This window comes from Micromonospora sp. CA-259024, from assembly GCF_050936255.1.
Classification (GTDB): domain Bacteria; phylum Actinomycetota; class Actinomycetes; order Mycobacteriales; family Micromonosporaceae; genus Micromonospora.
The window spans coordinates 1,962,019-1,984,002 of sequence record NZ_JBNJND010000002.1 but is presented as its reverse complement, the minus strand read 5'-3'; the positions used below and the strand labels follow the sequence as shown (position 1 = coordinate 1,984,002).

Here is a 21,984-nt window from a genome sequence, read left to right as displayed (position 1 = left end):
ATGCTGGGCAGCCTGGAGTTGATCGCGGTGGTCTCCGGGGCCGCCTGTGTGGCGGGGCTGCTGCTGGCCGTGGTCGCGCTGGTCGGCACCCGCCGACCCCCCGGGCCACGCCCGGGTGGCGGGCCGGGTCTCGGTCGACTGTGGCGCGGACCCGGCACCACCCCGGCCGAGCAGCGGGCCTACCAGGCGCTGCTCATCGCGGCACTGGTCGCTGGCGCGTTGGCCTTCCTGCTGACCGGGCTGCCGGTGGTGGGTCTGCTGGTCGCGGTGGCGGTGCCCGGCACCCCGTGGCTGTTCGGGGTGGGCAAGGCCGAGCAGCGGGCAATCGCCCGGATCGAGGCGGTCGGCGAGTGGACCCGTCGACTCAAGGACGTCTCCGGCACCGGGCAGGGCCTCCAACAGTCCATCATCGGCACGATCGGCAGCGTCCCACCCGGCGTCGAGGACGAGGTACGGCTGCTCGCCGCCCGTCTGCAGGCCGGCTGGATGGCCCGCTCCGCGCTGCTGGCGTTTGCCGACGACATCGGCGACCCGGTCTGCGACCAGGTGGTCGCGGCGCTGATCCTGCACCTCAGCGACCGGGGTGAGCGGCTCGGTGACGTGCTCGGCTCGATCGCCGGGGCGGCGTCCGCAGAGGTGGCCACCCGCCGGGAGATCGAGGCCAAGCGCACCCAACCCCGGTTCGCGGTCCGCTTCCTCACCGGAATGACCCTGGCCACCCTGGCGTACGGGCTGATCAACACGGAGTACATCAAGCCGTACGGCACGCCGGTGGGCCAGGTGGTGATGGCCGCCCTCGGTGCCGCCTTCATCGGCCTGCTGGCCTGGGTGCGGTCGATGAGCCAGCCGCAGCGGCCGGCCCGGTTCCTGCCGGCGCCCGACCCGACCGAGGTGATCGCGTGAGCGCGAGGAGTGCAGCGCAGCGGAGCCCCGCAGTCGCGAACGAAAGGCGGCTCCGATGATCATTAACTGGCACCTGGCCATCGCGGTGTGCGGTGGAGCCGGGGTTGGTCTGGGCCTGTTCCTGGTGGTTCGCGAGCTGGTGCCGGCGAGCCCGGCGCTCGGGCCGGCGTTACGCCGACTGCACCAGCCGCCGGGCACGGGCCGGGTCGCCACTCCCGCCTCCCGGCGACTGGACTGGCTGACCGGGTTGTCCCGCTGGCTGCGCCCGCCACACCGGCAGCTGGCCCTGATCGGTCAGACCCCCGAGCAGTACGCGCTGTCGGTGCTGCTCTCCGCACTGTTCGGGTTGGCCACGCCGACTCTGCTCGGGGTGGCGCTGTTGGTGCTCGGCATCTCGTTCCCGCTGGTCATTCCGGTGCTCGGCAGTCTCGGCCTGGCGCTGCTGGCCGGCCTGCTGGCGCACCGGGCCGTGCTGACCAAGGCCGATGCCGCCCGGGACGAGTTCCGCCAGGCCGTGTGCACGTACCTGGACCTGGTGGCGTTGCAGCTCTCCGCCGCGCACGGGCCGGTGCAGTCGCTGGAGCGGGCGGCGGCGGTCTGCGACGGGTGGGTGTTCGACCGGCTCCAGGAGTCGCTGCGGATCGCCCAGATGCAGATGCACGCGCCCTGGGACGAGTTGCGCGACCTCGCCGACAAGATCGGCATCCCGGAGTTGGGCGACGTCGGCGCGATCATGCGCTCGTCCGGCAGCGAGGGGGCGCAGGTGCACGAGACCCTGCGCAGCCGGGCCGACTCGCTGCGGGACCAGATCCGCACCGACAACCTGGCTCGCGCCGAGGGTGTGACCAGCAAGCTCGACATTCCGGGCGCACTGCTCGTCTTCGTGCTGCTCGGCTTCGTCGTCTATCCGTTCATCGCCCGTGTCTGACCCGACCCCGAGAAGGAGTAAGACATGTCCATCCTCAGCTATTTGCACGTCGTGATGTCGACGCGCCTGGCCGAGCTGCGCCGTGACGGTGAGCGCGGTGACAGCCCGGTGCCCACCGCGGTGATCATCTTCGGGCTGGTCTTCGTGGCGACCATCGTCACCGGCCTGGCCCTGAGCAAGGCCAACGACTGGATGACCAACATCCCGACCCACGTGAACCCCAAGTAGCCGGCATGCGCCGAGCCGCGTACCCGAGGTGGCGCCGGACGGTCTCCGCCGCCCGGCGCCGCCTCGCGGCCGGCGACCGGGAGCGAGGTGCCAACCCGGTGGAGTTGGCCGTGATGATGCCGTTGATCCTGGTGCTGCTCTTCGCCTCGATCCAGGTCGCGGCCGTCTTCCTGGCCCGCTCCGCAGCGCTGAACGCCGCGCAGAGCGGCGTCAACGCCCAGCGGCTGTACCAGGCCGGGGACGGTGCCGGGGTGGCCAGCGCCACCCGCTTCCTCAAAGCTGCCGGTGGCTGGCTGGTGGGCTGGGAGAAAACCGGCCCGAGCTGCGTCACCACCGACACGGAGGTGACCTGCACGGTGAGCGGCCGGTCCCTGTCGGTGGTACCCGGCGTTGACTTCGCGGTGCGGCAGACCGCCCACGGGACGGTGGAGCGGGTGACCCCGCCATGAACCGCAGCGCCGAGCGCGGCTCGGTCTCCATCGAGGTGGCGGTGCTCGCGCCCGCGTTCATCGCGCTGATGGTGCTGGCCGGTGTGGTGGGGCGCAGCGCGGTGGCGGCGGAGGCGCTCGATGCTGCCGCCCACGACGCCGCCCGCTCCGCCTCGATCTCGCGGAACTCCGGCGCCGCCCGGGAGGCGGCGGTGGAGGCCGCCCAGAAACAACTGGACTGGCACGGCCTGGCCTGCACCAACGACCTGAGCCCGACGTTCACCGGCTCGGTGGCCGGCACGTCCACCAGCTTCGACAACGCCTTCAGCAGCCCGGTCGGTGTGGACGCCACGGTGACGGTGGAGATCAGCTGCCTGGTGTCCTTCAAGGACATCGCACTCGACATCCTGCCCGGGATGCCGACCGACAAGCGCATCACGTCGAGCTTCACCTCGCCACTGGACCGCTACCGGAGCCGGCAGTGACCGCCACCGACTCGGCCACCCGACGCCCGCACGCGGGCGAGCACGGGCGGGTGAGCATCTTCCTGGCGGTGACAATGATCGGCGTACTGGCCATCGTGGCCCTCACCTTCGACGGTGCCGGACAGCTACGCACCCTGCAACGCGCCGAGAACCTGGCCGCCGAGGCGGCCCGCGCCGGCGGCCAGGCCATCGACCGGGCCACCGCGATCGAGGGCGGGCCCAAGCGGATCGACCAGCCGAAGGCACTCGTAGCCGTGGCCAACTACCTGACCTCCGCCGGCACCACCGGCCACACCGTGAGCTTCCCGCAGGTCGGCGGGGAGACCCTGATCCAGGTGTCCGTCACGATCACCTACCACCGCTCGATGCTCGGGTTGTTCGGCTTCGACAACACCGTCACCGTCACCGGTGAGGCGACCGCGCGAGCCATCACCGCAGGACCGTAGGAAGGAAGGCAGCCATGCCCGTATCGGGTGGGTCCGTCGTACGGCGGACCGGACGGATCCTCACCGGCATCGGCGCGCTCGCCGTGCTCTGCGCCCTGCTGGCCGGTGCGCCGATCGCGCTGCTGGCCTTCGCCGGCAACCCCCTGCCTGATCACCTCCCCACGATCAGCGAGGTGAGCACGGCCCTGACCAGCAGGGACGACGGCCAGCTCTTCCTGCGGGCCCTGGCTGTGGCCGGCTGGTTCGGCTGGGCCACCTTCGCCTTCTCCGTCCTCGTCGAGTTGGGAGCACAGAGCCTGCACCGGCCGGCGCCGAAACTGCCCGGGATGGGTCGCCAGCAGAAGGCCGCCGCCGCGCTGGTCGGCTCAGTTGTGCTGATCCTCGCCGCCAGCCCGGCCGCCGCCAGCGCCGCGGCCGTCTACGGCGGCCCGGCGTACGCGAGTCCGGGCGCACCGCCCGCCGCCGCCCTGGCCGCGCCGACCCGTGCGGGCGCGACACCCGACACGGCGGCTCCGTTCGCCCGGAGCGGGCTGCTCGGCCTGGCCGGGACCGGGCTCGCCGCACCCGGTGGCTCGACGGTGAAGGACGAGGCGGCGCCGGTGTACCGGGTGGCGCGGGGCGACTACCTCGGTGAGGTGGCCGAGCGTTACCTGGACGAGTTCGGCGACTACCGACAGCTCGCCGAGCTGAACCAGCTCGACGACCCGGACCGGATCCGCCCGGGCCAACTGCTCCGACTGCCCACGGAGGCCGTCGACCAGGGGGCCCGGCAGCACGCCACCGGCCGGCTGGTCGACCGGCACACGGCGCCGAAGCCGCCTGCGCCCCGGCCCGCGCCCGAACGGGCCGCACCGGAGCGGGTGAGCCCGGCACCACCCGGCGGTACGGAGTCAGCCGGCCAGCCGCCCGCGATGACCGTCGGCGCAGCCGGAGCCGGCGTCACCGACCGGGTGAACCGGCCGTTGGCGGTCTCGGCCGTGCTGGCCGTGGCGAGCATCGTCGGCGCTCAGATCGGCGCGGTACTGGGGCTGCGTCGTCGCCCGGCCACCGCCGGGGCGGCTCCCCGGTTGGCCACGTCCCGCCGCACGCCTCGGGGCGGCGCAGGCCTCGGCACCGGCAAAAGCACGAGCCGGGGTGCCGACGGCACGGGCCGAACCAGCAGTGGCACCCGGCGAACCAGTGGTGGGGCGGCCGGGAGCGGTGCCGCGTGGGCCGCCCGCCGGGCGGCGGCAGCCATCGAGGCACCAGCAACGCCGAACGACAGCACGGCACCGAACGGCGGCGGGATGGCCCCTCCCGGCGGTGGGCCGACGCCCGCGAACGGCGGGATGGCCCCTCCCGGCAGTGGGCCGACGCCCGCTGGCACGTCGGGCTGGAGTGGTGACGACGGTTGGGCTGGGGACCGTGGCGAGGACGGGCTGTTCACCGGCGGGCACGGCCTGGACGCCGTGCCCGACGGACCGCCGGTCGGCCGACACCGACGCACCTGATCGGAGCGGCCAGCGCGGGCGGGCCCGGTCCGAGGTGTCCGGAGAGCGTGATGCCTGTGAGGCATAAATATGACTCAGAGGCATCAGCGTCATGAGCAACACCGCCGTCAGGGCGCGACGCACCGGCGTCGGGCAGGCGGGTCAGGGCAGGCGGGTCTGGAGCACTCCGTTCTCGACCCGGGTCGGCAGGATCTGTTGGTCGTTGCCGGACGGCCCCTGCATGACCTCGCCACCATTGAGCCGGAACGCGCTGCCGTGCCACGGGCAGACCACGCAGGCATGGCCGTCGATCTCCTGAACCTCCCCCTCGCCGAGCGGTCCGCTCTGGTGCGGGCAGCGCTCCAGCATCACGGTGACCTCGTCACCGTGCCGGTAGAGGATCACCGAGATGTCGTCGTCCACCTCTTTGGTGATCAGGGTGCGTTGCGGCAGCGTCGCCATGTCGGCCAGCGAGTGCCAGCCGTCGCTCATCCGATGCAACTCGGAGATGCTCTGGTTGACCTGCGCCCCCTGCTTGTACGCGAGGTGACCGCCGATGTACGCCCCGAGGCTCACCGTGGAGAGGCCGAGAAAGCCGAGGGCACGGCCGACGCCGTGCCGGCCGGACAGCCGCGCGGCCAACGAGCCGGCGTAGAGCGTCAGGCCGACGGTGTTGGCGGCGGCGTGCACCAGGCCCACGCGGCGCTGGTCCCGGGCGAGTGCCGCCCAGTCGTTCAGCCCCGCAACCGCCGCCGGCAACGCGCTGACGGTGCCCAGGCCGACCAGCATGGTGGCGGGCCGGCGTTGCCCCGGCATCAGGTCCAGCACCGCCGCGCTGATCCAGGCACCCACCGGCACCTGCACCATCGCCGGGTGCAGGGGATGTCCCAGGGTCACCCCGTGCAGCAGGTCCCGCAGCCGCCGCGGACGCAGCGTGCCCAGGACCACCCGCTGCAACCGGTCACCCGCCCGGTCCAGCCTGGAATCCTGCTCAACTCTCGTCAGAAGTGCTCGCACGGGTACCGACTTCCCGGCGAACGGGGTCGCAAACCGGTCTCGCACGACAAACTGTCACCCCCGCGATCTTGCAGTTTCTGCCCCGGCAATCCGGACAGGTCGGGGCGGATCGGCGACCCCAAGTGCAAGATCGACGGGGATTGTGGGTGTGGGATGGGGCGGGCATGCTGGCGGGATGGGTGTGCGGGTGGAGCGTGCCGGGGCGGTTAGCACCGTGGTGTTGGATCGAGTGGCGGCTCGGAACGCCGTCGACGGGCCAACGGCTCGGGCGCTGGCGGACGCCTTTCGGGCCTTCGAGGCCGACGCGGACGCGGCGGTGGCTGTGCTCTGGGGCGCCGGTGGCACGTTCTGCGCCGGAGCCGACCTCAAGGCGATGGGCACGCCGAGCGGCAACCGGGTCGAGCCGGAGGGAGACGGCCCGATGGGTCCGACCCGGATGGCGCTCAGCAAACCGGTGATCGCCGCGATCTCCGGTTACGCGGTGGCGGGCGGGCTCGAGTTGGCGCTCTGGTGCGACCTGCGGGTCGCCGAGTCCGACGCGACGCTCGGGGTGTTCTGCCGCCGCTGGGGGGTGCCGCTGATCGACGGTGGCACCGTCCGGCTGCCCCGATTGATCGGCGAGAGCCGGGCGATGGATCTGATCCTCACCGGCCGCCCGGTGCCGGCCGATGAGGCGTACGCGATGGGGTTGGTCAACCGGTTGGTGCCACCCGGCCAGGCGCGGGCCGCGGCCGAGGAGCTGGCGGCGACGATCGCCCGGCACCCGCAGACCTGCCTGCGCAACGACCGGGCGGCGGTGTTGGCCGGCGCCGGGCGGCCCGAGCCGGAGGCGCTGGCGACCGAGTTGGCGTACGGGATGGTTTCGCTTGCCACCGACGCGGCGGCCGGCGCGGCCCGATTCGCCGCCGGGGAGGGTCGGCACGGCACGATGCCGCCGGGAGGGGTGAACCTCCCGGCGGCACCCGGCGCGAGCCAGCTCAGTTGCGGTTGATGGTGAAGGTTGTCGTGGTGTTGCGGATGTCCTGGTAGTTGTTGGTCAGTCGCAGGTTGTTGAAGGTGACCGAGCCGACCGCTGGGCCCTGACCGGGTTCCGGCATCTCGTTGGCCCAGATGGCGAAGCCGGACTTCGCGTCGAACGCGTCTCCGCTCTTACGGACGCCGCTGATCGAGACGTTGGTGAAGATCGTGTCGGTGATCGGGTTCTCCGGCTGCGACCCGTTGTACTTGGTCTGGAACATGATTCCGGTGTACGTCGGATCGACGATGTCCACGTCGGACACCCGGATGCCCCGGAACTCCTTTGAGGCGGAGAAGACCCAGATCGCGGGGAATGTCTGGGCGCCCCAGAAATGTCCACCCGCTCGGATCAGCGAGATGTTCTGGAACTGGGTCGGTGGGCTGGCGCCGAACCCGATGAACGGGTAACCGAAGTCCAGCGAGCTGATGGTGAGCCCCGAGTACGTCAACATGTCCGCGATGTACAGGTTGCGGAAGATGTTGTTGTAGCCGCCGTAGACCGCCAGCCCGGCCGCCCGCCAGGTCAGCGTGGCCGAGAGGTTCTCGAACACGTTGCCGTTGTTGCCGGTCGACGCACCCTGGTCGGTGGCCGAGAAGAGGGCGAACGCGTCATCGCCGTTCGACCGGCCCTCGGTGTTCGTGACCAGGTTGTTGGTGCTGCCGTTGGTCAGGTTCACGCCGTCGGCGAAGGTGTTGCGGAAGCGGCTGTTGCGGATCGTCAGCCCGCTGACGCTCACCCCCCAGTACGCGCAGACGGTGTGCTCGACCCAGACGCTGTCCAGGGTCATGTTGTCGACGTCCTTCAGCTCACCCCAGACCTTGCCCGGCCCGTCCTGACGGACGGTGTAGTTGCCGAAGAAGGCGATGTGCGAGAAGGACGACCCGCTGGCCGAGGACTCCACCCGGAAGCCCGCGTCGGTGTTCTGCTGGTTGGTCGGGGTTTGGAAGCGGGTGTACCACATGCCCGCACCGACCACCGAGATCGGCTTGCCGTACACCTGGAGCTTCTGCGCGGTCTCGTACGTGCCGGCCGGCAGGTAGACGCCGATCAGGTTGCCGGTGGTGTCCATCCGCACCGCGTCCAACGCGTTCTGAACGTCCTGGTGGCTGAAACCGGTCGGCACCCGGTACCGGGCCGGATCCGGGTTGGCCCGAGGTGCGACCAACTCCAGGTTGATGAAGTCGATCGCGTACGTGGTGGTGTTGGCCGGGTCCTTCTGCAGGCGGATCGTGCTGCCGGCCGGGATGGTCGAGTTCAACATCACGTTCGCCTCGTCGTACAGGTGGCGAGGCGGGCCGGCGCTCGGCGAGTCACTCGGGCTGGCCTCCGCGCCGTAGAGCCAGATGTGCTTGGAGGTCAGGTTGATCGGCTTGTGCAGGGTGCCGTTCACGTAGATGTTCAGCGTCGAGTCGATGCCTCCGCCGCCCGGCGAGTCGGGGATCGAGAACCGGGTGACCAGGGTGTTGGTCGCGGCCCGGGTGGTCCACTCGACGTACGCGCCGCTGCTGTTCAGGGTCACCGCCCGACGTCCGGACGCCTCGCCGCCGAGGTTGCCGATGTCCCGGTTCGGCCCGACCTGCCCGGCGCCACCGCCGGTCGTGCCGTCCTCGGCCTCGTACATGTCGTAGCCGAGGTTGGCGCCGCGCCCCACGAAGAGCGGGCGGTCACTGGAGTTGTTGGTCTGCTTGACCGGCAGCTCGTTGCCGTCGACGGCGAGCACCACCCGGACGGTGTACTTCCCGTTCGCGGCGGTCCAGGTGCCTAGGTTGATCGGGCCGACCGTCGCGCCGGCGTTGATCACGCCGGAGTAGGAGCCGGTCAGGGTACGGACCACGGTGCCGGATTCGTTGAGCACGGTCAGGGTGATGCCGTGCGCACCGGACGCGGACGCCTGGTTGCCGGCGTTGCGGATCGACACGGAGAAGGTCACCGTGCTGCCCGGCGGCGGGTTGCCCGGCGACCAGTCGACCGCGGAGGCGACCAGGTCGGAGCTGGCGACCGCGCCGACCACCAGCGGGCTGGGGTTGGTGTAGCTGTTGTTGGTGTCGTCCTGCTCGACGACGGTGTTCGACTCGTCGACCTTCGCGCTGAGCGGGTAGCTGCCCGAGTCCCGCGTGCCGATGTTGGCGTTGACCGTGGTCGAGGCGCCGGCCGCGAGACCGCCGACCGACGCGGTGCCGACCCGGGTGGAGCCCAGGTAGAAGTTGACGTTGGTCGCACCGGAGGCCGCCGAGCCAGCGTTACGCACGGTCGCGGAGAGGGTGATGGTGCTGGTCTCCACGGGCGCCGACGGGCTGAACGACATGCCGGTCACGGTCAGGTCGGGGTTCGGTGCCGGGGTGCCGAAGACCTGGAACTCGGCCACCTGACCGGCCGGGGCGCCGGTGTTCGAGGCGATCGAGAGGCGCACGTCCGCCGCCGCGCCGGAGACCGGGATGGTCACCGTGTTGCCGCTGGCCGGGCTGAAGCTGTAGTTCGTCGCGCCGACCAGGGTGGTGAAGGTCGACGAGCCCTGGTCCCGGCCGAGGACGGTGATGTTCTGGGTACGCGCACCCCAGGCCGAGTCCGGGTTGAGCTTCACCACGACCTGGCTGAGGCTGGCGTTGGCGCCGAGCTGCACGGTCAGCGTGCTCGGGTTGCCGTTGCCCTCCCAGTAGGTGGCCACGTTGTTGTCGTTGGCGTTGGTGGCCACGAACGTGTGCACGAACCCGGAGGCGGTGATCGGCTTGCCGACCGCCAGGTTGGTGCCGACCGGTGGGTTGCCGGTGCCGGTCCGGGTCACGGTGTTGCTGTTCGCCGACTGGTTGCCGGCCGCGTCCTTGGCCCGCACCTGATACGAGACCGTGGCGCTGTCGGGCTGGCTGTCGGTGTACGTCAGGGTCGAGCCGTTGACGCTGCCGCGCAGCGCGCCGTTGGCGTAGACGTCGTACCCGGTCACCCCGACGTTGTCGGTCGACGCCGACCAGGTGAGCCGGATCTGCCCGGTGGCCGGCTGCGTGTACGCCAGGTTTCCGGGGACGCTGGGGGCCTGGGTGTCGGGGCTGCCGACGGCGCCGTAGACCTCGAACTCGGAGAACTGCGCGGCGGGCCAGCCGGTGTTGCCGGTGACCTGCACCCGTACGTAGCGGGTGCTCGCCGCGGTGAAGCTGACGGTCGCGGTGTTGCCGGTGGCCGGGTTGAACGTGTAGCCGGCGGACGCCTTCAGGGTGGTGAAGGACGAGCCGTTCGTCGAGCCGAGCACCGACAGCGTCTGGGTACGGGTCTGCCAGGCCGACGCCGGTGGCAGTTTGAGCACCACCCGGTCGACGTTGACCGTGGCGCCCAGGTCGGCCTGGATCCACTGCGGGAACGCGTTGTTGGCGCTCTCCCAGTAGGTGTCCGCGTTGCCGTCGTTGGCGTTGCTCGGCACGTAGTTCTGGACCTGGCTGCTGGCGGTCATGGTGGCGGAGAGCCCGGCGAGCAGGGCCGCGCGAGCCGCCGCCTTGGACGCGTCGACCGCCGGCGCGGCGCTGGCCGTGGGGGTGACGACCGGGGCGGTGGCGAGGAGCACTCCGGCGAGCACACCGGCGAGCAGCCGTCGGTGGCCCGTACGGGCGGTTCGGGGTGCGAGGGCGGGCGCGCCGGTCGGCGGGGAGCCTCGTCTGATGCCGTTGCTGGACATGGGGTCGCTACACCTCTTTCGGGGGTGGGTGTGGGTGCGTTGCCCGGTGACGGGTGCAGGGGTACGCCCGTCGTGCCGCGACAGGTGGGGGACGGTGCGGGTTGGGGGACGGGATTCAGGCCGGGCCGGGGCGACGCTGCTCCCGGACCGCCCAGACCGGGTGGCCCCCGCCGTGCCGGGGCGGGGGCCACCGGTCTAGCTGGAGTAGACCTCGAACTCGCTGAGCTGACCGGCCGGCCAGCCGGTGTTGCCGGTGACGGTCAGCCGCAGGTACCGCTGGCTGGTCGCCGTGAAGGTCACGGTGACCGTGTTGCCGCTGGCCGGGTCGAAGGTGTGGCCGGCGGACGCCTTGACGGTGGTGAACGACGAGCCGCTGGTCGAACCGAGCACCGACAGGGTCTGGGTGCGGGTCTGCCACGCCGACGACGGCGGCAGCTTCAGCACGACCCGGGACACGGTCCGGGCGGTGCCCAGGTCCACCGTCAACGACTGCGGGAAGGCGTTGTTGGCGCTCTCCCAGTAGGTGTTCGGGTTGCCGTCCACCGCGTTCGGGGCGGCGTACACGTCGGAGTGGCTGGTCTCGGTGACCGGCCGCCCGGCCGCCAGGTTGCCGCTCGGCGGCGGCGTGGTCGGCGGCGGCGTGGTTGGGGGCGGCGTGGTTGGGGGCGGCGTGGTCGGCGGCGGGGTGGTGGGCGTGCCGCCGTACACCTCGACCTCGGAGAGTTGCGCGGCCGGCCAGCCGGTGTTGCCGGCGACGGTCACCCGGATGTAGCGGCGGTCACCAGCGGGCAGCCCGATCGACGCGGCGTTTCCCATGCCGGGATCGAAGACCCGACCGGCGGAAGCCGCCAGCGTGACGTACGACGATCCGTCGGTGGAACCGAGCACCGACAGGGTCTGGGTGCGGCTTCCCCAGCCGCCGGGCAGCTTGAGCACCACCCGGTCGACCGACCGGGCCGAGCCCAGGTCGATGGTGAGTGACTGGGGGAAGGCGTTGTTGGCGCTCTCCCAGTAGCTGGCCGCGTTGCCGTCCACCGCGTTGGCCGCCGTGTAGCTCTGGTTGGTGCTGGTGGCGGTCGCCGGCCGGTTCAGCGCCAGGTTTCCGCTGGTGGGCGGCGGAGTGGTGGGCGGAGGCGTCGTGGGCGGAGGCGTGGTGGGCGGAGGCGTCGTCGTTGTCGGAGGCGGCGTGGTGGGTCCGCCGCCCCACTGCGGGTTCGGCCACGGGCCGCAGTACGGGGTCGGGGTGTACCAGCCGGAGTTGCCGGCGCCCTGGGTGATCTGGAAACCACCACCGACGCAGTTGTGGATCGGGTTGCTCTGCGCGATGTTGCTGGCCCGCACGTTGGTGAACGACACCTGGCTGGGCGCCTGCACCTGGAGCGCGTACGTGCCGGCACCGTCGATCCGTACGTTGTTGAGGTTGATCCCGTTGGTCTGGCCCTCGATCCAGTGCAGCGCCGCGTACGAGCTGTCCAGGATGTCGGTGTCGGTGATGTTGATGGTGGGGTTCTGGAACGCCTCGTTGAGTGCGGAGAACCAGATCGCGCCGACACCGAAGTTCCAGTTGTAGTCCGAGTTGCCGTTACGGATCAACGTGTTCCGGGCGATGGTCCAGGTGCCCTGGACCCCGGTGGCGCCCTGCACGCCCGGGTAGCGGTTCGCGACGTGGATGCCGCCACCGTTGGTGAGCGAGTCCGCGGTCACGTTATCGGTGATCTTGATGTCGCGGCCGCCGTAGCTGACCAGGTGGTTCGCCAGCAGGGTCACGCCGATGGTGTTGTGGGTGAAGGAGTTGTTGACGTTCGGCACGCTCTGCGCCCACATCGCCAGCGCGTCGTCGCCGGTGTTGCGGACGAACGTGTTCGTCACCGTCGAGTTGGTCACGCCGGTGTGGAAGTTCACCCCGTCCGCGGTCTGGTCCAGGATCCGGCTGTTGCGGATGGTGAAGTTGTCCATCGGGCCGTCCATCCACGCCCCGACCTTGGTGTTCTCCAGCCAGAGGTTGTCGACCACCGAGTTGGTCATCGCGCCGCCCAGGGCGTTGACCTGGTCGTCGTCGATCCGTTCGCGGATGTCGCCGATGATGGCGAAGTCCCGCAGCGTCACGTTGCGGCTCGGCCCGTTCGCCTCATGCGGGCGGACCGGCCCGGTGTAGCCGCCACCGGGCACGTACTTGCCGTAGATGCCGACGGATCTGTTCCGCTCGGTGGGGTGCCGCCCGCCGAGCACCGAATACCAGGGGCCCGCGCCGCGCAGGGTCACCCCGTCGACCACCACGTGGTCCCAGAGGGTGAAGGTGCCGGTCGGGATCCAGACCGCCCGACCCTGGGCCTTTCCGGCGTCGACCGCCGCCTGGAACTTCGCGGTCGAGTCGGTCGCGCCGCTCGGGTCCGCGCCGAAATCGGCAACCACGTCGAGCACACCGGTGGGCTTGGTGATCGCCGGGGCGACCAGCTCGAAATCCGCCAGGTCGATGGTGAAGGTGGGCGACTGGGCGGTCGAGGACACCTGCAACCGGATCTTCGTGCCGGCCGGCTGGGTGCTGCCGAACATCGCCCGGGTCTCGTCGTAGAAGTGGTGCGGGTTGGTGTCGCCCGGGTTGTTGTTGAACGGGTAGCCGCCGTAGTACCAGCCGTACCTCGATGTCACCGGGACCGACTTCAGCAGGTTCCCGTTGGCCCGTAGGTCGATGGCGGCGTCCCGGCCCGTGCCGGCCGGGCTGTCGGGCAGGCTGATCCGGAAGGTCACCGCGTTGGCCGGGGCGGTGAGGGTGAACTCGACGTACTCACCGACGGAGTCGAGGGTGACCGCCTCCCGGCCGGATGCCTCGGACGGCAGCGTGCCGTAACGCCGGTCCGGGCCGATCTTCGTGCCGTTGTGGGCGGCCTCCTCCGCCTCCTGCTCCACGAACGGGACGGTGGCGCCGCGGCCGGGGATGTCGAAGGGGGACAGCCCGGCCGCCGAGGCCCGGGTCGCGGTGCCGGTGACCGCGAGGGCGGTCAACGATGTGGCGGCGAGCAGGGTGGCGGCGATGGCGGCCAACCCTGCCCGGGTCGGGTGTCGGAGGTGGTGCGGGGTGCCGGTGGTGTGGTTGGCCATGAGCTGCGCTCTCCCTTTCGTCAGGCAGGCCAGATCCCCCCGTGTCGGTGCGGCGTGGCGAGTTCCCCCCTCGTTCCTCCTTCCTGTGGTGGCGCGGTGCCGGCGGCCGGGACGGGCCGCCGGCACCACGGCGATCAGAGTCAGGTCCGGCCGGGTCCGTCCGCCGCTCGCGGCGCGTCCGCCCATTCGGCGGTACGCAGCCAGACGGCGGTGTCCGACGGCAGCAGACCGTCGTCGAGTGGCCCGCTGGCCAGCAGCAGGTCCCCGTCTGCGGGCAGCGGCACGGGTGCGTCGGCGAGGTTGACCAGACAGCGGAAACCGCCGCCACGGCTGAAGGCGAGCACGCCGTCCGGGGCGGGCAGCCAGGTCATCTCCCCGTCGCCGAGCGCCGGGTCGGCCCGCCGGATCTGGATCGCCGCCCGGTACAGCTCCAGCATGGAGGCCGAGTCGCCGGTCTGCGCGCGGGCCGTCCGGTCCTTCCAGTCGGCCGGCTGGGGCAGCCAGGGCGCCGGAGAACCGGAGGGGCTGAACTCGAACGGCGGCTCGTCACCGGCCCAGGGCAGCGGCACGCGGCAGCCGTCCCGACCGGGGTCGATCCGGCCGGACCGTTCCCACATCGGGTCCTGACGCAGCGCGTACGGGATGTCCTCGACCTCGTAGAGGCCCAACTCCTCGCCCTGGTAGACGTAGGCGGCGCCGGGCAGCGACAGCGAGAGAAGCGCGGCGGCCCGGGCCCGGCGGGTGCCCAGCTCCAGATCGGTGGGCGTCCCCTCGCGCTTGGCCGCGAAGCTGAACCTGGTGTCCGCCCGGCCGTAGCGGGTGACATGCCGGGTGACGTCGTGGTTCGAGAGCACCCAGGTGGCCGGCGCGCCGACCGGCGCGTGCGCGCTCAGCGTCCCGTCGATGCTCTCGCGCAGCGCCGAGGCGTCCCACGCGCAGCCGAGGAAGTCGAAGTTGAACGCGGCGTGCAGTTCGTCCGGGCGCAGGTAGTTGGCGAACCGCTGCCGGTCCGGCAGCCACACCTCACCGATCAGCGCCCGATCGGGGTACTCGTCGGCCACCCGCCGCCAGCCCCGGTAGATCTCGTGCACCCCGTCGAGGTCGTGGAACGGGTGCGGCTGGTCCGGTCGAACCTCGGGCAACGTCCCGTCCTTGACCAGCAACCCGGCCGAGTCGATCCGGATGCCGTCCACCCCCCGGTCGAACCAGAACCGCAGGATGTCCTCGAACTCGGCCCGCACCGTGGGGTGGTCCCAGTTGAAGTCCGGCTGTTCGGGCGCGAACAGGTGCAGGTACCAGTCACCGGGGGTGCCGTCCGGGTTGGTGGTCCGGGTCCAGGTCTCGCCGCCGAACTCGCCGACCCAGTCGGTGGGCCGCTGGTCGCCGTTCGGGCCCCGGCCGGGGCGGAACCAGAACAGGTCCCGCTCGGGCGCGCCGGGCCCGCCGGCGAGCGCGGCCTGGAACCACGGGTGCGCGTCGGAGCAGTGGTTGGGCACCACGTCGACGATGGTCCGGATGCCGAACGCGTGTGCCTCCGCGATCAGCGCCTCCGCCTCGGCGAGAGTGCCGAAGACCGGGTCGATGTCGCGGTAGTCGGACACGTCGTACCCGGCGTCGGCCATCGGGGAGGGGTACCAGGGACTGAACCAGATCGCGTCGACGCCGAGCGCGGACAGGTGGTTCAGCCGGGACCGGATGCCGGCGATGTCGCCGATGCCGTCGCCGTTGCCGTCGGCGAAGCTACGGGGATACACCTGGTAGATCACCGCTCCACGCCACCACGGACTTCTGTCAGCTGTGGACACGAGCACCTGCTTTCTGCGTCAGTACGTCGGCGGGTTCGCCGGACCTGGTTATGTGTCGGCGAACGGTCGTTGTTCGCCGCCGGAGGTTGCGCTGGTGGTTATCCCTTGAGGCTGCCTGTGGTCAGCCCGGACATGATGTTCCGTTGGAAGATCAGGAAGATGATGACGGTCGGGATCGCGGCGATGACCGACGCGGCGATGACCACGTTCATGGGCGTACCACCCGCGAAGGCGTAGATGCCGACGCTGACGGTCCGGGTCTCGGGCGACGGCATGACCAGCTTCGGCCAGAGGAAGTCCTTCCAGACCGCCGTCACGGCGAAGATCGAGACTACGCCGAGGATGGGCCGTGACATCGGCAGGATGATCGACCACAGCGTGCGCAGTGGCGTCGCCCCGTCCACCAGGGCCGCCGCCATCAACTCCTCGGGAATCGAGTCGAAGAACCGCTTCAGCAGGAAGATGTTGAACGCGTTCGCCACCAGGGGCAGCCAGATCGCGAACGGCGAGTCGAGCAGGTTGATGTGCAGGATCGGCAGGTCGATCACGGTCACGTACTGCGGGACGATGAGCACCATCGCCGGGATCATCAGCGTCGCCAGCATCAGGGCGAGGATCACGTTGCCGAACACCGGCCGAAGCTTCGACAGCGAGTACGCCGCCGCGGTGTCGAGGACCAGTTGCAACACCACCGCGCCGGCCGCGTAGTAGAACGTGTTGAACAGCAGCTTGGCGAGGTCCAGGTTGTTCCACGCGTCGATGTAGTTCTGCGGCTGGGGGTCCTTCGGGAACAGCGACGGCGGCGTCTGCGCGATCTCCTGGCCGGACTTGAGCGCGCCGGTGACCATCCAGTAGAGCGGCCCGAGGAAGACGAGCGTGAAGCCCACGACGACGACCGTGAGCAGCGTCCAGTAGATGAACCTGCCACGCCCACGGCGGAGCTGCGCGTGAGAGATGAGGGTCCGGGTCCCGGAGTCCTGTGCCATGTCTCGCCCGTCCTAGTCCTGTTTCGCGCTCAGCCGCAGGTAGACGGCGGAGAAGCCGGCCAGCACCACGAGCATGATCACGCCGAGCGCCGCGGCGCCGTTGAGGTCGTTCTGGAAGAAGCCGTGCTGGTAGATGAGGTACGCCACGGAGGTCGCGGAATCCTCCGCGCCCGCGCCGTTGGCGAGGATCAGTGGCTCGATGAAGAGCTGCATCGTTGCGACGATCTGGATCATCGCCAGGAGCGCGAGGATCAGCCGGGTCTGCGGGATCGTCACGTGGCGGATCCGCTTCCAGATCCCGGCGCCGTCGAGCTCGGCGGCCTCGTAGAGTTCGCCCGGGATGTTCTGTAGCGACGCCAGGTAGATCAGCACGGCGCCGCCCATGTTCATCCAGGTCGACGCGATCACCATCGCCGGCATCGTCATCTCGGGGGACTGCATCCACTGCGACGTGGGCAGGTGCAGCGCCTTGAGGATCGCGTTGAAGAGACCCGCCTCGCTGGGGTCGTACGCGTAGAACTTGAAGAGGTACAGCGCCGAGGCCGGGGGCAGCATCACCGGCAGGTACACCAGGATCCGCAGGTACCCCTTGGCGTGGCGGAACTCGTTGAGCAGGATCGCCACGAAGAACGGCGCCGCGTACCCGAGGAGGAGCGCGAGCAGCGTGAAGTAGAGCGTGTTCTGCCAGGCGGGCCAGAAGCTCGGGTCGGCGATGATGCGGGAGTAGTTGTCCCAGCCCACCCAGGTGGTCTCGCCGCGCCGGGTGCGCTGGAAGCTCATGACGATGCCGCGGACCATCGGGTACCAGGAGAAGACGACGAAGCAGAGCACCGCGCCGATCAGGAACGTGTGACCGGTGAGGTTGTCCCGTACCTTGCGGCCGAGGCTCGTGCGCTGCGGCCTCGCCGAGTACGGCGACGGCGGGCGGCCCGGTTTCCTGGGGGTCTCCGGGACGGTGGTGATCGCCAAGGCAACTCCTGGGTGAGTCGGTGACGTCGACGATGCGGTGCGGATGGCGTGGGGGCCGGGTCGGCGTCCCGGCCCCCACACGATCGGTCAGCTCTCGGCGGCGAGGAGCTGGTTGACCTTCTCCTCGGCGGTCTTGAGCAGGGCGTCGATGTTCGAGTTCGGGTTGGTCAGCACACCGGACATCGCGGCGTCGAGCACCGCGTAGACCGCCTGTGCGTTACGCGGCTCGCCCTTGATCGGGACGGGGGTCGCCTCGAAGAGCGCGAAGTTCGCGGTGTCGACGTTCGCGTTCGCCCTGCGCAGCTCGAGCTCCTGCTTCTGCGCCTCACTGCCGTTCGCGAAGAGCAGCGGCTGGGGCAGACCCACCGGGTAGTTCTGCGGCTTTGCCCGGACGTAGTCGAACTGGCCCTTGCCCGGGGTCAGCTTCTGGTACGCAATCCACTTCAGACCGGCCTTGACCTGCTCGGGGGTGAGGTCCTTCTTGAAGAAGTAGCCCTCGCCACCACCGAGCGTGCCCTTCGCCGCGCCGTCCTGGCCGGGCAGCGGGGCCATCGCCCAGTCCTGGAACTTGCCCTGGAACTGGCTGACGATCGCCTGGGTGGCGTCCGGTGCGCCGATGAACATGCCGACCTTGCCCGCGCCGGCGTTGGTCAGCAGGTCGCCCCACTGCAGCAACTGGCGGGCACCCATGCTGTTGTCGCCGTAGCGCATGTCCTTGAGGTTCTGCAGGACCTGCTTGCCCATGGCGTTGTTGAAGTCGGCCTTCTTGCCGTCCGCCGTCAGCACCTGGCCGCCCTGGGAGTAGAGCAGGGAGGTGAAGTGCCAGCCGCCGGTGTTGCCGGCGCTGTACTCCGAGTAGCCGGCGATGCCGTTGCCGAGCGCGGAGATCTTCTTGGCGGCTGCCCGGACATCGGCCCAGGTCTTGGGCGGGTTGTTGACGTCGAGCCCGGCCTGCTGGAACAGGACCTTGTTGTAGACCAGACCCATCGAGTAGTTCTTCACCGGGACGGCGTAGAGCTTGCCGCCGTCGGTGAAGACCCCCTTGAGTGCGGGATCGACGCTGTCCCAGGTGGGGATCGCATCCTTGTTGGCGTACTGGGTGATGTCCATCGCCTGACCGGAGTCGAGCACCTGCTGGAGGTCGGTCATGTACCCGTAGAAGACGTCGGTCACGGTGCCGCCGGCGAGGCGGGCGGTGAAGTCCGGCGGGTTGTTGCACTGCTCGCCGACGCTCACGCTCTTGATGACGATGTCCGGGTTCAGCCGCTGGAACTCGGCGACATCGTCGTTCCAGTTCTTCAACAGCTCTTTCTGCGCGCCGACCGGCTGGCAGTCGACCGTGATGGTGACCTTGCCGGCAGCGTTCGTGTCCTTGTCGTCGCTCTTCGTGGAGCATGCCGTGAGGCTGAGCCCCAGGCCGGCCACGAGCGCGATCGCCGCAGCCTTTCGGTATTGCGGTACGGACATCTGTCCATCCCTTCGGGGAACGGGTGTCTCGAATGACCTTCGCTGATCTGCGGTGATGCGACCTGACGCCCAGTAGCTGCGTCGGAGCCAGGTGTGAGTGGAGTCACTGTAACGAGGCCGACTCATTTCAGCAAGGTGTCGACCTGGTTTTGAAAAGACGCGACATCTTGACGACAGATATCGACAGCGACACGATTTGCGCCGCATCTGAACCGATTTGGGTGCCTATGCAGCAGCAACGATTGGGGCCCCGCTGCCACTGGCAGCAACGACGAAAACGGCCGCCGACCGCGAGAAGCGGTCGACGGCCGAAGCGTCGTGCGGTGCAGCCCCTAGCGACCCGGGGCGGGCGCGGTGGAGCCGCGTACCACCAACTCGGGCTCGAACAGCAGCTCGTCGTGCAGCACGCCGGCACCTTCGATCTGGGTGACCAGCAGGTCCACGGCCGCCTGCCCCATCGTCTCGATCGGCTGCCGCACCGTGGTCAACGGCGGGTCGGTGCACGTCATGAACGCGGAGTCGTCGAAGCCCACCACCGACACGTCGGTCGGCACCGAGCGACCCAGCCGCCGGGCCGCGCGGATCGTGCCCAGGGCCAGCACGTCGCTGGCGCAGATGATGCCGGTCACGCCACGCTCGACCAGCTTGGTCGCGGCGACCCGCGCCCCCTCCATGGAGAAGCTGGAGCGCTCGACGCACTCAGCGTCGTCGTCGCCCCAGCCCGCGGCCTGGATCATCGCGTTGAGCTTGCGCCGCGACGGCACATGCCCCTCCGGGCCGAGCACCATCCCGATCCGCTCGTGCCCGAGCGAGCGCAGGTGCCCGTACGCCTGCTCCACCGCCACCGCGTCGTCCGTGGAGACCCGGGGGAAACCCAACTCGTCCACACCGGCGTTGACCAGCACGACCGGAAGACCACGATCGGTCAGTCGACGGTAGTGATCGTGCCGGGCATCGGCGAGCGCGTACGAACCACCGGCGAAGATCACCCCGGAGACCTGGTGGTCGAGGAGCATCTCCACATAGTCCATCTCGGACACGCCACCGATGGTCCGGGCACAGAGAGCCGGGGTGTAGCCACGCTGGGCGAGTGTCCCGGTGACGACCTCGGCCAGCGCCGGGAAGATCGGGTTCTGCAACTCGGGCAGCACCAGCCCGACCAGCCGGGCACGTTCGCCGCGCAGTTTGGTCGGCCGCTCGTAACCGAGCACGTCCAGCGCGGTCAGCACGGCGGTCCGGGTCGCCTCGGAGACTCCGTCGCGGCCGTTGAGCACCCGGCTGACGGTGGCCTCGCTGACGCCCGCCTTCTTGGCAACTTCAGTCAACCGCTTGGTCACAGCCGCAATCGTACGTCACCGCTATGAAAGAAATGAACAGCAAATTGCCGAGCACTTGCTAGCCGACTGCCGCGTTCTTCCCATCGCCCACCATTCCGGCGCTGCCACAGCTCGGGTTTGTTGATGTCGGGGTATCCGGATGGCCCGGATACCCCGACTTTCACGAAAGGCGAGTGGATCATGCCGGCGCAGAGTCGGGACCGAGGCCGTGGCTGACGTCAGGACAGGTTGCGCAGCGCGTCCTCGATGGCCCGGTGGAACGTCGGGTACGCGTAGATCATGTGCCGGAGCTGACTCAGCGGTACCGCCGCGTGCACCGCCACCACCAGCGCGGAGAGCACCTCACCACCGGTCGGGCCGACCGAGGTCGCACCGATCAGCACGCCCTGGTCGGCGTCCGCGATGAGCTTGATGAAACCCTCGTCGCCGACCTGGTGGATCCAGCCCCGGGTCGAACTGCCGAGCTTGGTGAAACCGACCTGCACGTTGATGCCGCGCTCGCGAGCCTGCCGCTCGGTGAGCCCGACCGCGCCAACCTCGGGATCGGTGAAGGTCACCCGGGGCAGCGCGCGATAGTCGGCTCGCGGGACGGTGCCGGGCGCCCCGCTCGACCCGCTGGCGGCCAGCGAGCTGGACGCACGCATCGCGCCGCCGACCACGCTGGAGGTCCCGCTGGCGTCCGCGCCCGCTTGCGCCTCGCGGGCACGGGCCAGGATGTCGGCGACCACGATCCCCGCCTGGTACATGGCGATGTGAGTGAACGCGCCTTCGCCGGTCAGGTCGCCGACCGCCCAGACGTGGTCGGTGGCGTGCAACCGGTCGTCGACCGGCAGGAAACGCTGGCCGGCGTCCAGGCCGATGGTGTCCAACCCCAGCTCATCCAGGTGGGCCTTGCGCCCGGTCACCACCAGCAGCCGGTCGGCGGTGAACTCCCTCCCGCCACCACCGTGCAGGGTGAACCGGGTCCCGTCGTGCTCGACCCGCTCGGCGCGTACCCCGGCGTGGATCTCCACTCCGTCGGCGCGCAGCGCCGCGGCGGCGACCTCGGACGCCTCCGGCTCCTCGACGGCCAGCACCCGGTCCAGCGCCTCGACCACGGTGACCCGGACCCCGAAGCGGGCGAAGACCTGCGCCAGCTCCAGACCGATCGCGCCGCCGCCGAGCACCAGCAGCGACTCCGGCAACTCCTCGACCTCGATCGCCTGGTGATTCGTCCAGTACGGCGTGTCGGCCAGGCCGTCGATCGGGGGCACGGACGGACGGGTGCCGGTGCCCAGCACGATCCCGTGCCGGGCCTGGAACACCTGGTCACCGACGCGGACCCGACCCGGGCCGTCGAGCCGGCCACTACCCCGGACGAACCGGCCGCCCTTACCGGTGAACCGCTCCACCGCGACCCTGTCGTCCCAGGTGTCGGTGGCCTCCTCCCGGATCCGCTTCGCCACCGGCGCCCAGTCCGGCTGGACCTGCGCCGTCCCGGCAAGCCCATCGACCCGGCGGGCCTCAGCGAGCGCGTTGGCCGCTCTGATCATCATCTTGCTCGGGATGCAGCCCCAGTACGGGCATTCCCCGCCGACCAGGTCCCGTTCGACGCCGACGACGCTCAGGCCAGCCTCGGCGAGCCGCTCGGCCACCTCCTCGCCGCCAACCCCGAGCCCAACCACGACCACGTCCACCAGCTCCGGCTCCGCCACTGCAACAGCATCCCCCAGCGGCATCGCCCCGGCCACCAGGGTCG

The 21,984-nt window shown here is 70.3% G+C and carries 16 protein-coding genes and 1 pseudogene; 8 read left to right on the top strand and 9 right to left on the bottom strand.

The features are described from left to right. The 7 genes and pseudogenes from ACQEUX_RS28770 to ACQEUX_RS28740 all read left to right on the top strand — a co-directional run. Positions 1-903, top strand: coding sequence for a type II secretion system F family protein (locus ACQEUX_RS28770; protein WP_433054887.1), 903 nt, complete (start codon positions 1-3; stop codon positions 901-903). A 58-nt stretch (positions 904-961) separates the two neighbouring features. Beyond that, on the top strand, positions 962-1,831 hold the full coding sequence (locus ACQEUX_RS28765) for a type II secretion system F family protein (protein WP_433057205.1): 870 nt from the start codon (positions 962-964) through the stop codon (positions 1,829-1,831). A 24-nt stretch (positions 1,832-1,855) separates the two neighbouring features. Further along, positions 1,856-2,059, top strand: coding sequence for a hypothetical protein (locus ACQEUX_RS28760; protein WP_433054884.1), 204 nt, complete (start codon positions 1,856-1,858; stop codon positions 2,057-2,059). 5 nt (positions 2,060-2,064) lie between these two features. After that, entirely contained in the window at positions 2,065-2,508 is a 444-nt protein-coding gene (locus tag ACQEUX_RS28755) for a TadE family protein (protein ID WP_433054881.1), read from the top strand. Beyond that, positions 2,505-2,972 carry a TadE/TadG family type IV pilus assembly protein gene (locus ACQEUX_RS28750; protein WP_433054878.1) on the top strand — a complete coding sequence of 156 codons (468 nt, stop codon included), beginning with the start codon at positions 2,505-2,507 and terminating at the stop codon, positions 2,970-2,972. The genes ACQEUX_RS28755 and ACQEUX_RS28750 overlap by 4 nt, the downstream gene beginning before the upstream one ends. Before the next feature lie 74 nt (positions 2,973-3,046). Beyond that, positions 3,047-3,418: a hypothetical protein gene (locus tag ACQEUX_RS28745; RefSeq protein WP_433057203.1), complete on the top strand. Its 372-nt coding sequence runs from the start codon at positions 3,047-3,049 to the stop codon at positions 3,416-3,418. A gap of 14 nt (positions 3,419-3,432) precedes the next feature. After that, a pseudogene (locus tag ACQEUX_RS28740) lies at positions 3,433-4,518 on the top strand (LysM peptidoglycan-binding domain-containing protein); the annotation flags it as partial. Positions 4,519-5,049: 531 nt separating this feature from the next. On the opposite strand, the gene ACQEUX_RS28735 reads toward ACQEUX_RS28740, so the two are convergent. Then, the gene (locus ACQEUX_RS28735) at positions 5,050-5,904 is read right to left on the bottom strand and encodes a DUF2231 domain-containing protein (protein ID WP_433054875.1); all 855 of its coding nucleotides are present in this window, start codon (positions 5,902-5,904) and stop codon (positions 5,050-5,052) included. A 175-nt stretch (positions 5,905-6,079) separates the two neighbouring features. Between ACQEUX_RS28735 and ACQEUX_RS28730 the strand changes: the two genes are divergently transcribed. Beyond that, entirely contained in the window at positions 6,080-6,895 is an 816-nt protein-coding gene (locus tag ACQEUX_RS28730) for a crotonase/enoyl-CoA hydratase family protein (protein ID WP_433054872.1), read from the top strand. On the opposite strand, the gene ACQEUX_RS28725 is transcribed toward ACQEUX_RS28730, so the two are convergent. The 8 genes from ACQEUX_RS28725 to ACQEUX_RS28690 form a co-directional block, all read right to left on the bottom strand. After that, positions 6,882-10,583, bottom strand: a complete 3,702-nt coding sequence (locus ACQEUX_RS28725; RefSeq protein ID WP_433054870.1) for a discoidin domain-containing protein — start codon at positions 10,581-10,583, stop codon at positions 6,882-6,884. The two genes, ACQEUX_RS28730 and ACQEUX_RS28725, sit on opposite strands and share 14 nt — an antisense overlap. A gap of 195 nt (positions 10,584-10,778) precedes the next feature. Then, positions 10,779-13,682, bottom strand: a complete 2,904-nt coding sequence (locus ACQEUX_RS28720) for a galactose-binding domain-containing protein (RefSeq protein ID WP_433054867.1) — start codon at positions 13,680-13,682, stop codon at positions 10,779-10,781. 140 nt (positions 13,683-13,822) lie between these two features. Next, entirely contained in the window at positions 13,823-15,448 is a 1,626-nt protein-coding gene (locus ACQEUX_RS28715; RefSeq protein ID WP_433054864.1) for a glycoside hydrolase family 13 protein, read from the bottom strand. A gap of 137 nt (positions 15,449-15,585) precedes the next feature. Then, positions 15,586-16,473 carry a carbohydrate ABC transporter permease gene (locus ACQEUX_RS28710; protein WP_433054861.1) on the bottom strand — a complete coding sequence of 296 codons (888 nt, stop codon included), beginning with the start codon at positions 16,471-16,473 and terminating at the stop codon, positions 15,586-15,588. A gap of 12 nt (positions 16,474-16,485) precedes the next feature. Then, positions 16,486-17,442: a carbohydrate ABC transporter permease gene (locus ACQEUX_RS28705; RefSeq protein WP_433054858.1), complete on the bottom strand. Its 957-nt coding sequence runs from the start codon at positions 17,440-17,442 to the stop codon at positions 16,486-16,488. Positions 17,443-17,529: 87 nt separating this feature from the next. Continuing rightward, complete coding sequence (locus ACQEUX_RS28700) at positions 17,530-18,909, bottom strand: ABC transporter substrate-binding protein (protein ID WP_433054855.1); 1,380 nt, start codon at positions 18,907-18,909, stop codon at positions 17,530-17,532. 332 nt (positions 18,910-19,241) lie between these two features. Next, entirely contained in the window at positions 19,242-20,246 is a 1,005-nt protein-coding gene (locus tag ACQEUX_RS28695) for a LacI family DNA-binding transcriptional regulator (protein WP_433054852.1), read from the bottom strand. A 218-nt stretch (positions 20,247-20,464) separates the two neighbouring features. Continuing rightward, a complete protein-coding gene (locus ACQEUX_RS28690) occupies positions 20,465-21,964 on the bottom strand; it encodes a dihydrolipoyl dehydrogenase family protein (RefSeq protein WP_433054849.1) in 1,500 nt (499 codons plus the stop codon). Between the last annotated feature and the right edge of the window lie 20 nt (positions 21,965-21,984).

Excerpts from the sequence above, each read along its gene's own strand:
- ACQEUX_RS28770 (WP_433054887.1), top strand. The coding sequence starts at position 1 with ATGCTGGGCAGCCTGGAGTTGATCGCGGTGGTCTCCGGGGCCGCCTGT.
- ACQEUX_RS28760 (WP_433054884.1), top strand. The coding sequence starts at position 1,856 with ATGTCCATCCTCAGCTATTTGCACGTCGTGATGTCGACGCGCCTGGCC.
- ACQEUX_RS28755 (WP_433054881.1), top strand. The coding sequence starts at position 2,065 with ATGCGCCGAGCCGCGTACCCGAGGTGGCGCCGGACGGTCTCCGCCGCC.
- ACQEUX_RS28750 (WP_433054878.1), top strand. The coding sequence starts at position 2,505 with ATGAACCGCAGCGCCGAGCGCGGCTCGGTCTCCATCGAGGTGGCGGTG.
- ACQEUX_RS28745 (WP_433057203.1), top strand. The coding sequence starts at position 3,047 with ATGATCGGCGTACTGGCCATCGTGGCCCTCACCTTCGACGGTGCCGGA.
- ACQEUX_RS28730 (WP_433054872.1), top strand. The coding sequence starts at position 6,080 with ATGGGTGTGCGGGTGGAGCGTGCCGGGGCGGTTAGCACCGTGGTGTTG.
- ACQEUX_RS28725 (WP_433054870.1), bottom strand. The coding sequence starts at position 10,583 with ATGTCCAGCAACGGCATCAGACGAGGCTCCCCGCCGACCGGCGCGCCC.
- ACQEUX_RS28720 (WP_433054867.1), bottom strand. The coding sequence starts at position 13,682 with ATGGCCAACCACACCACCGGCACCCCGCACCACCTCCGACACCCGACC.
- ACQEUX_RS28710 (WP_433054861.1), bottom strand. The coding sequence starts at position 16,473 with ATGGCACAGGACTCCGGGACCCGGACCCTCATCTCTCACGCGCAGCTC.
- ACQEUX_RS28700 (WP_433054855.1), bottom strand. The coding sequence starts at position 18,909 with ATGTCCGTACCGCAATACCGAAAGGCTGCGGCGATCGCGCTCGTGGCC.
- ACQEUX_RS28690 (WP_433054849.1), bottom strand. The coding sequence starts at position 21,964 with ATGCCGCTGGGGGATGCTGTTGCAGTGGCGGAGCCGGAGCTGGTGGAC.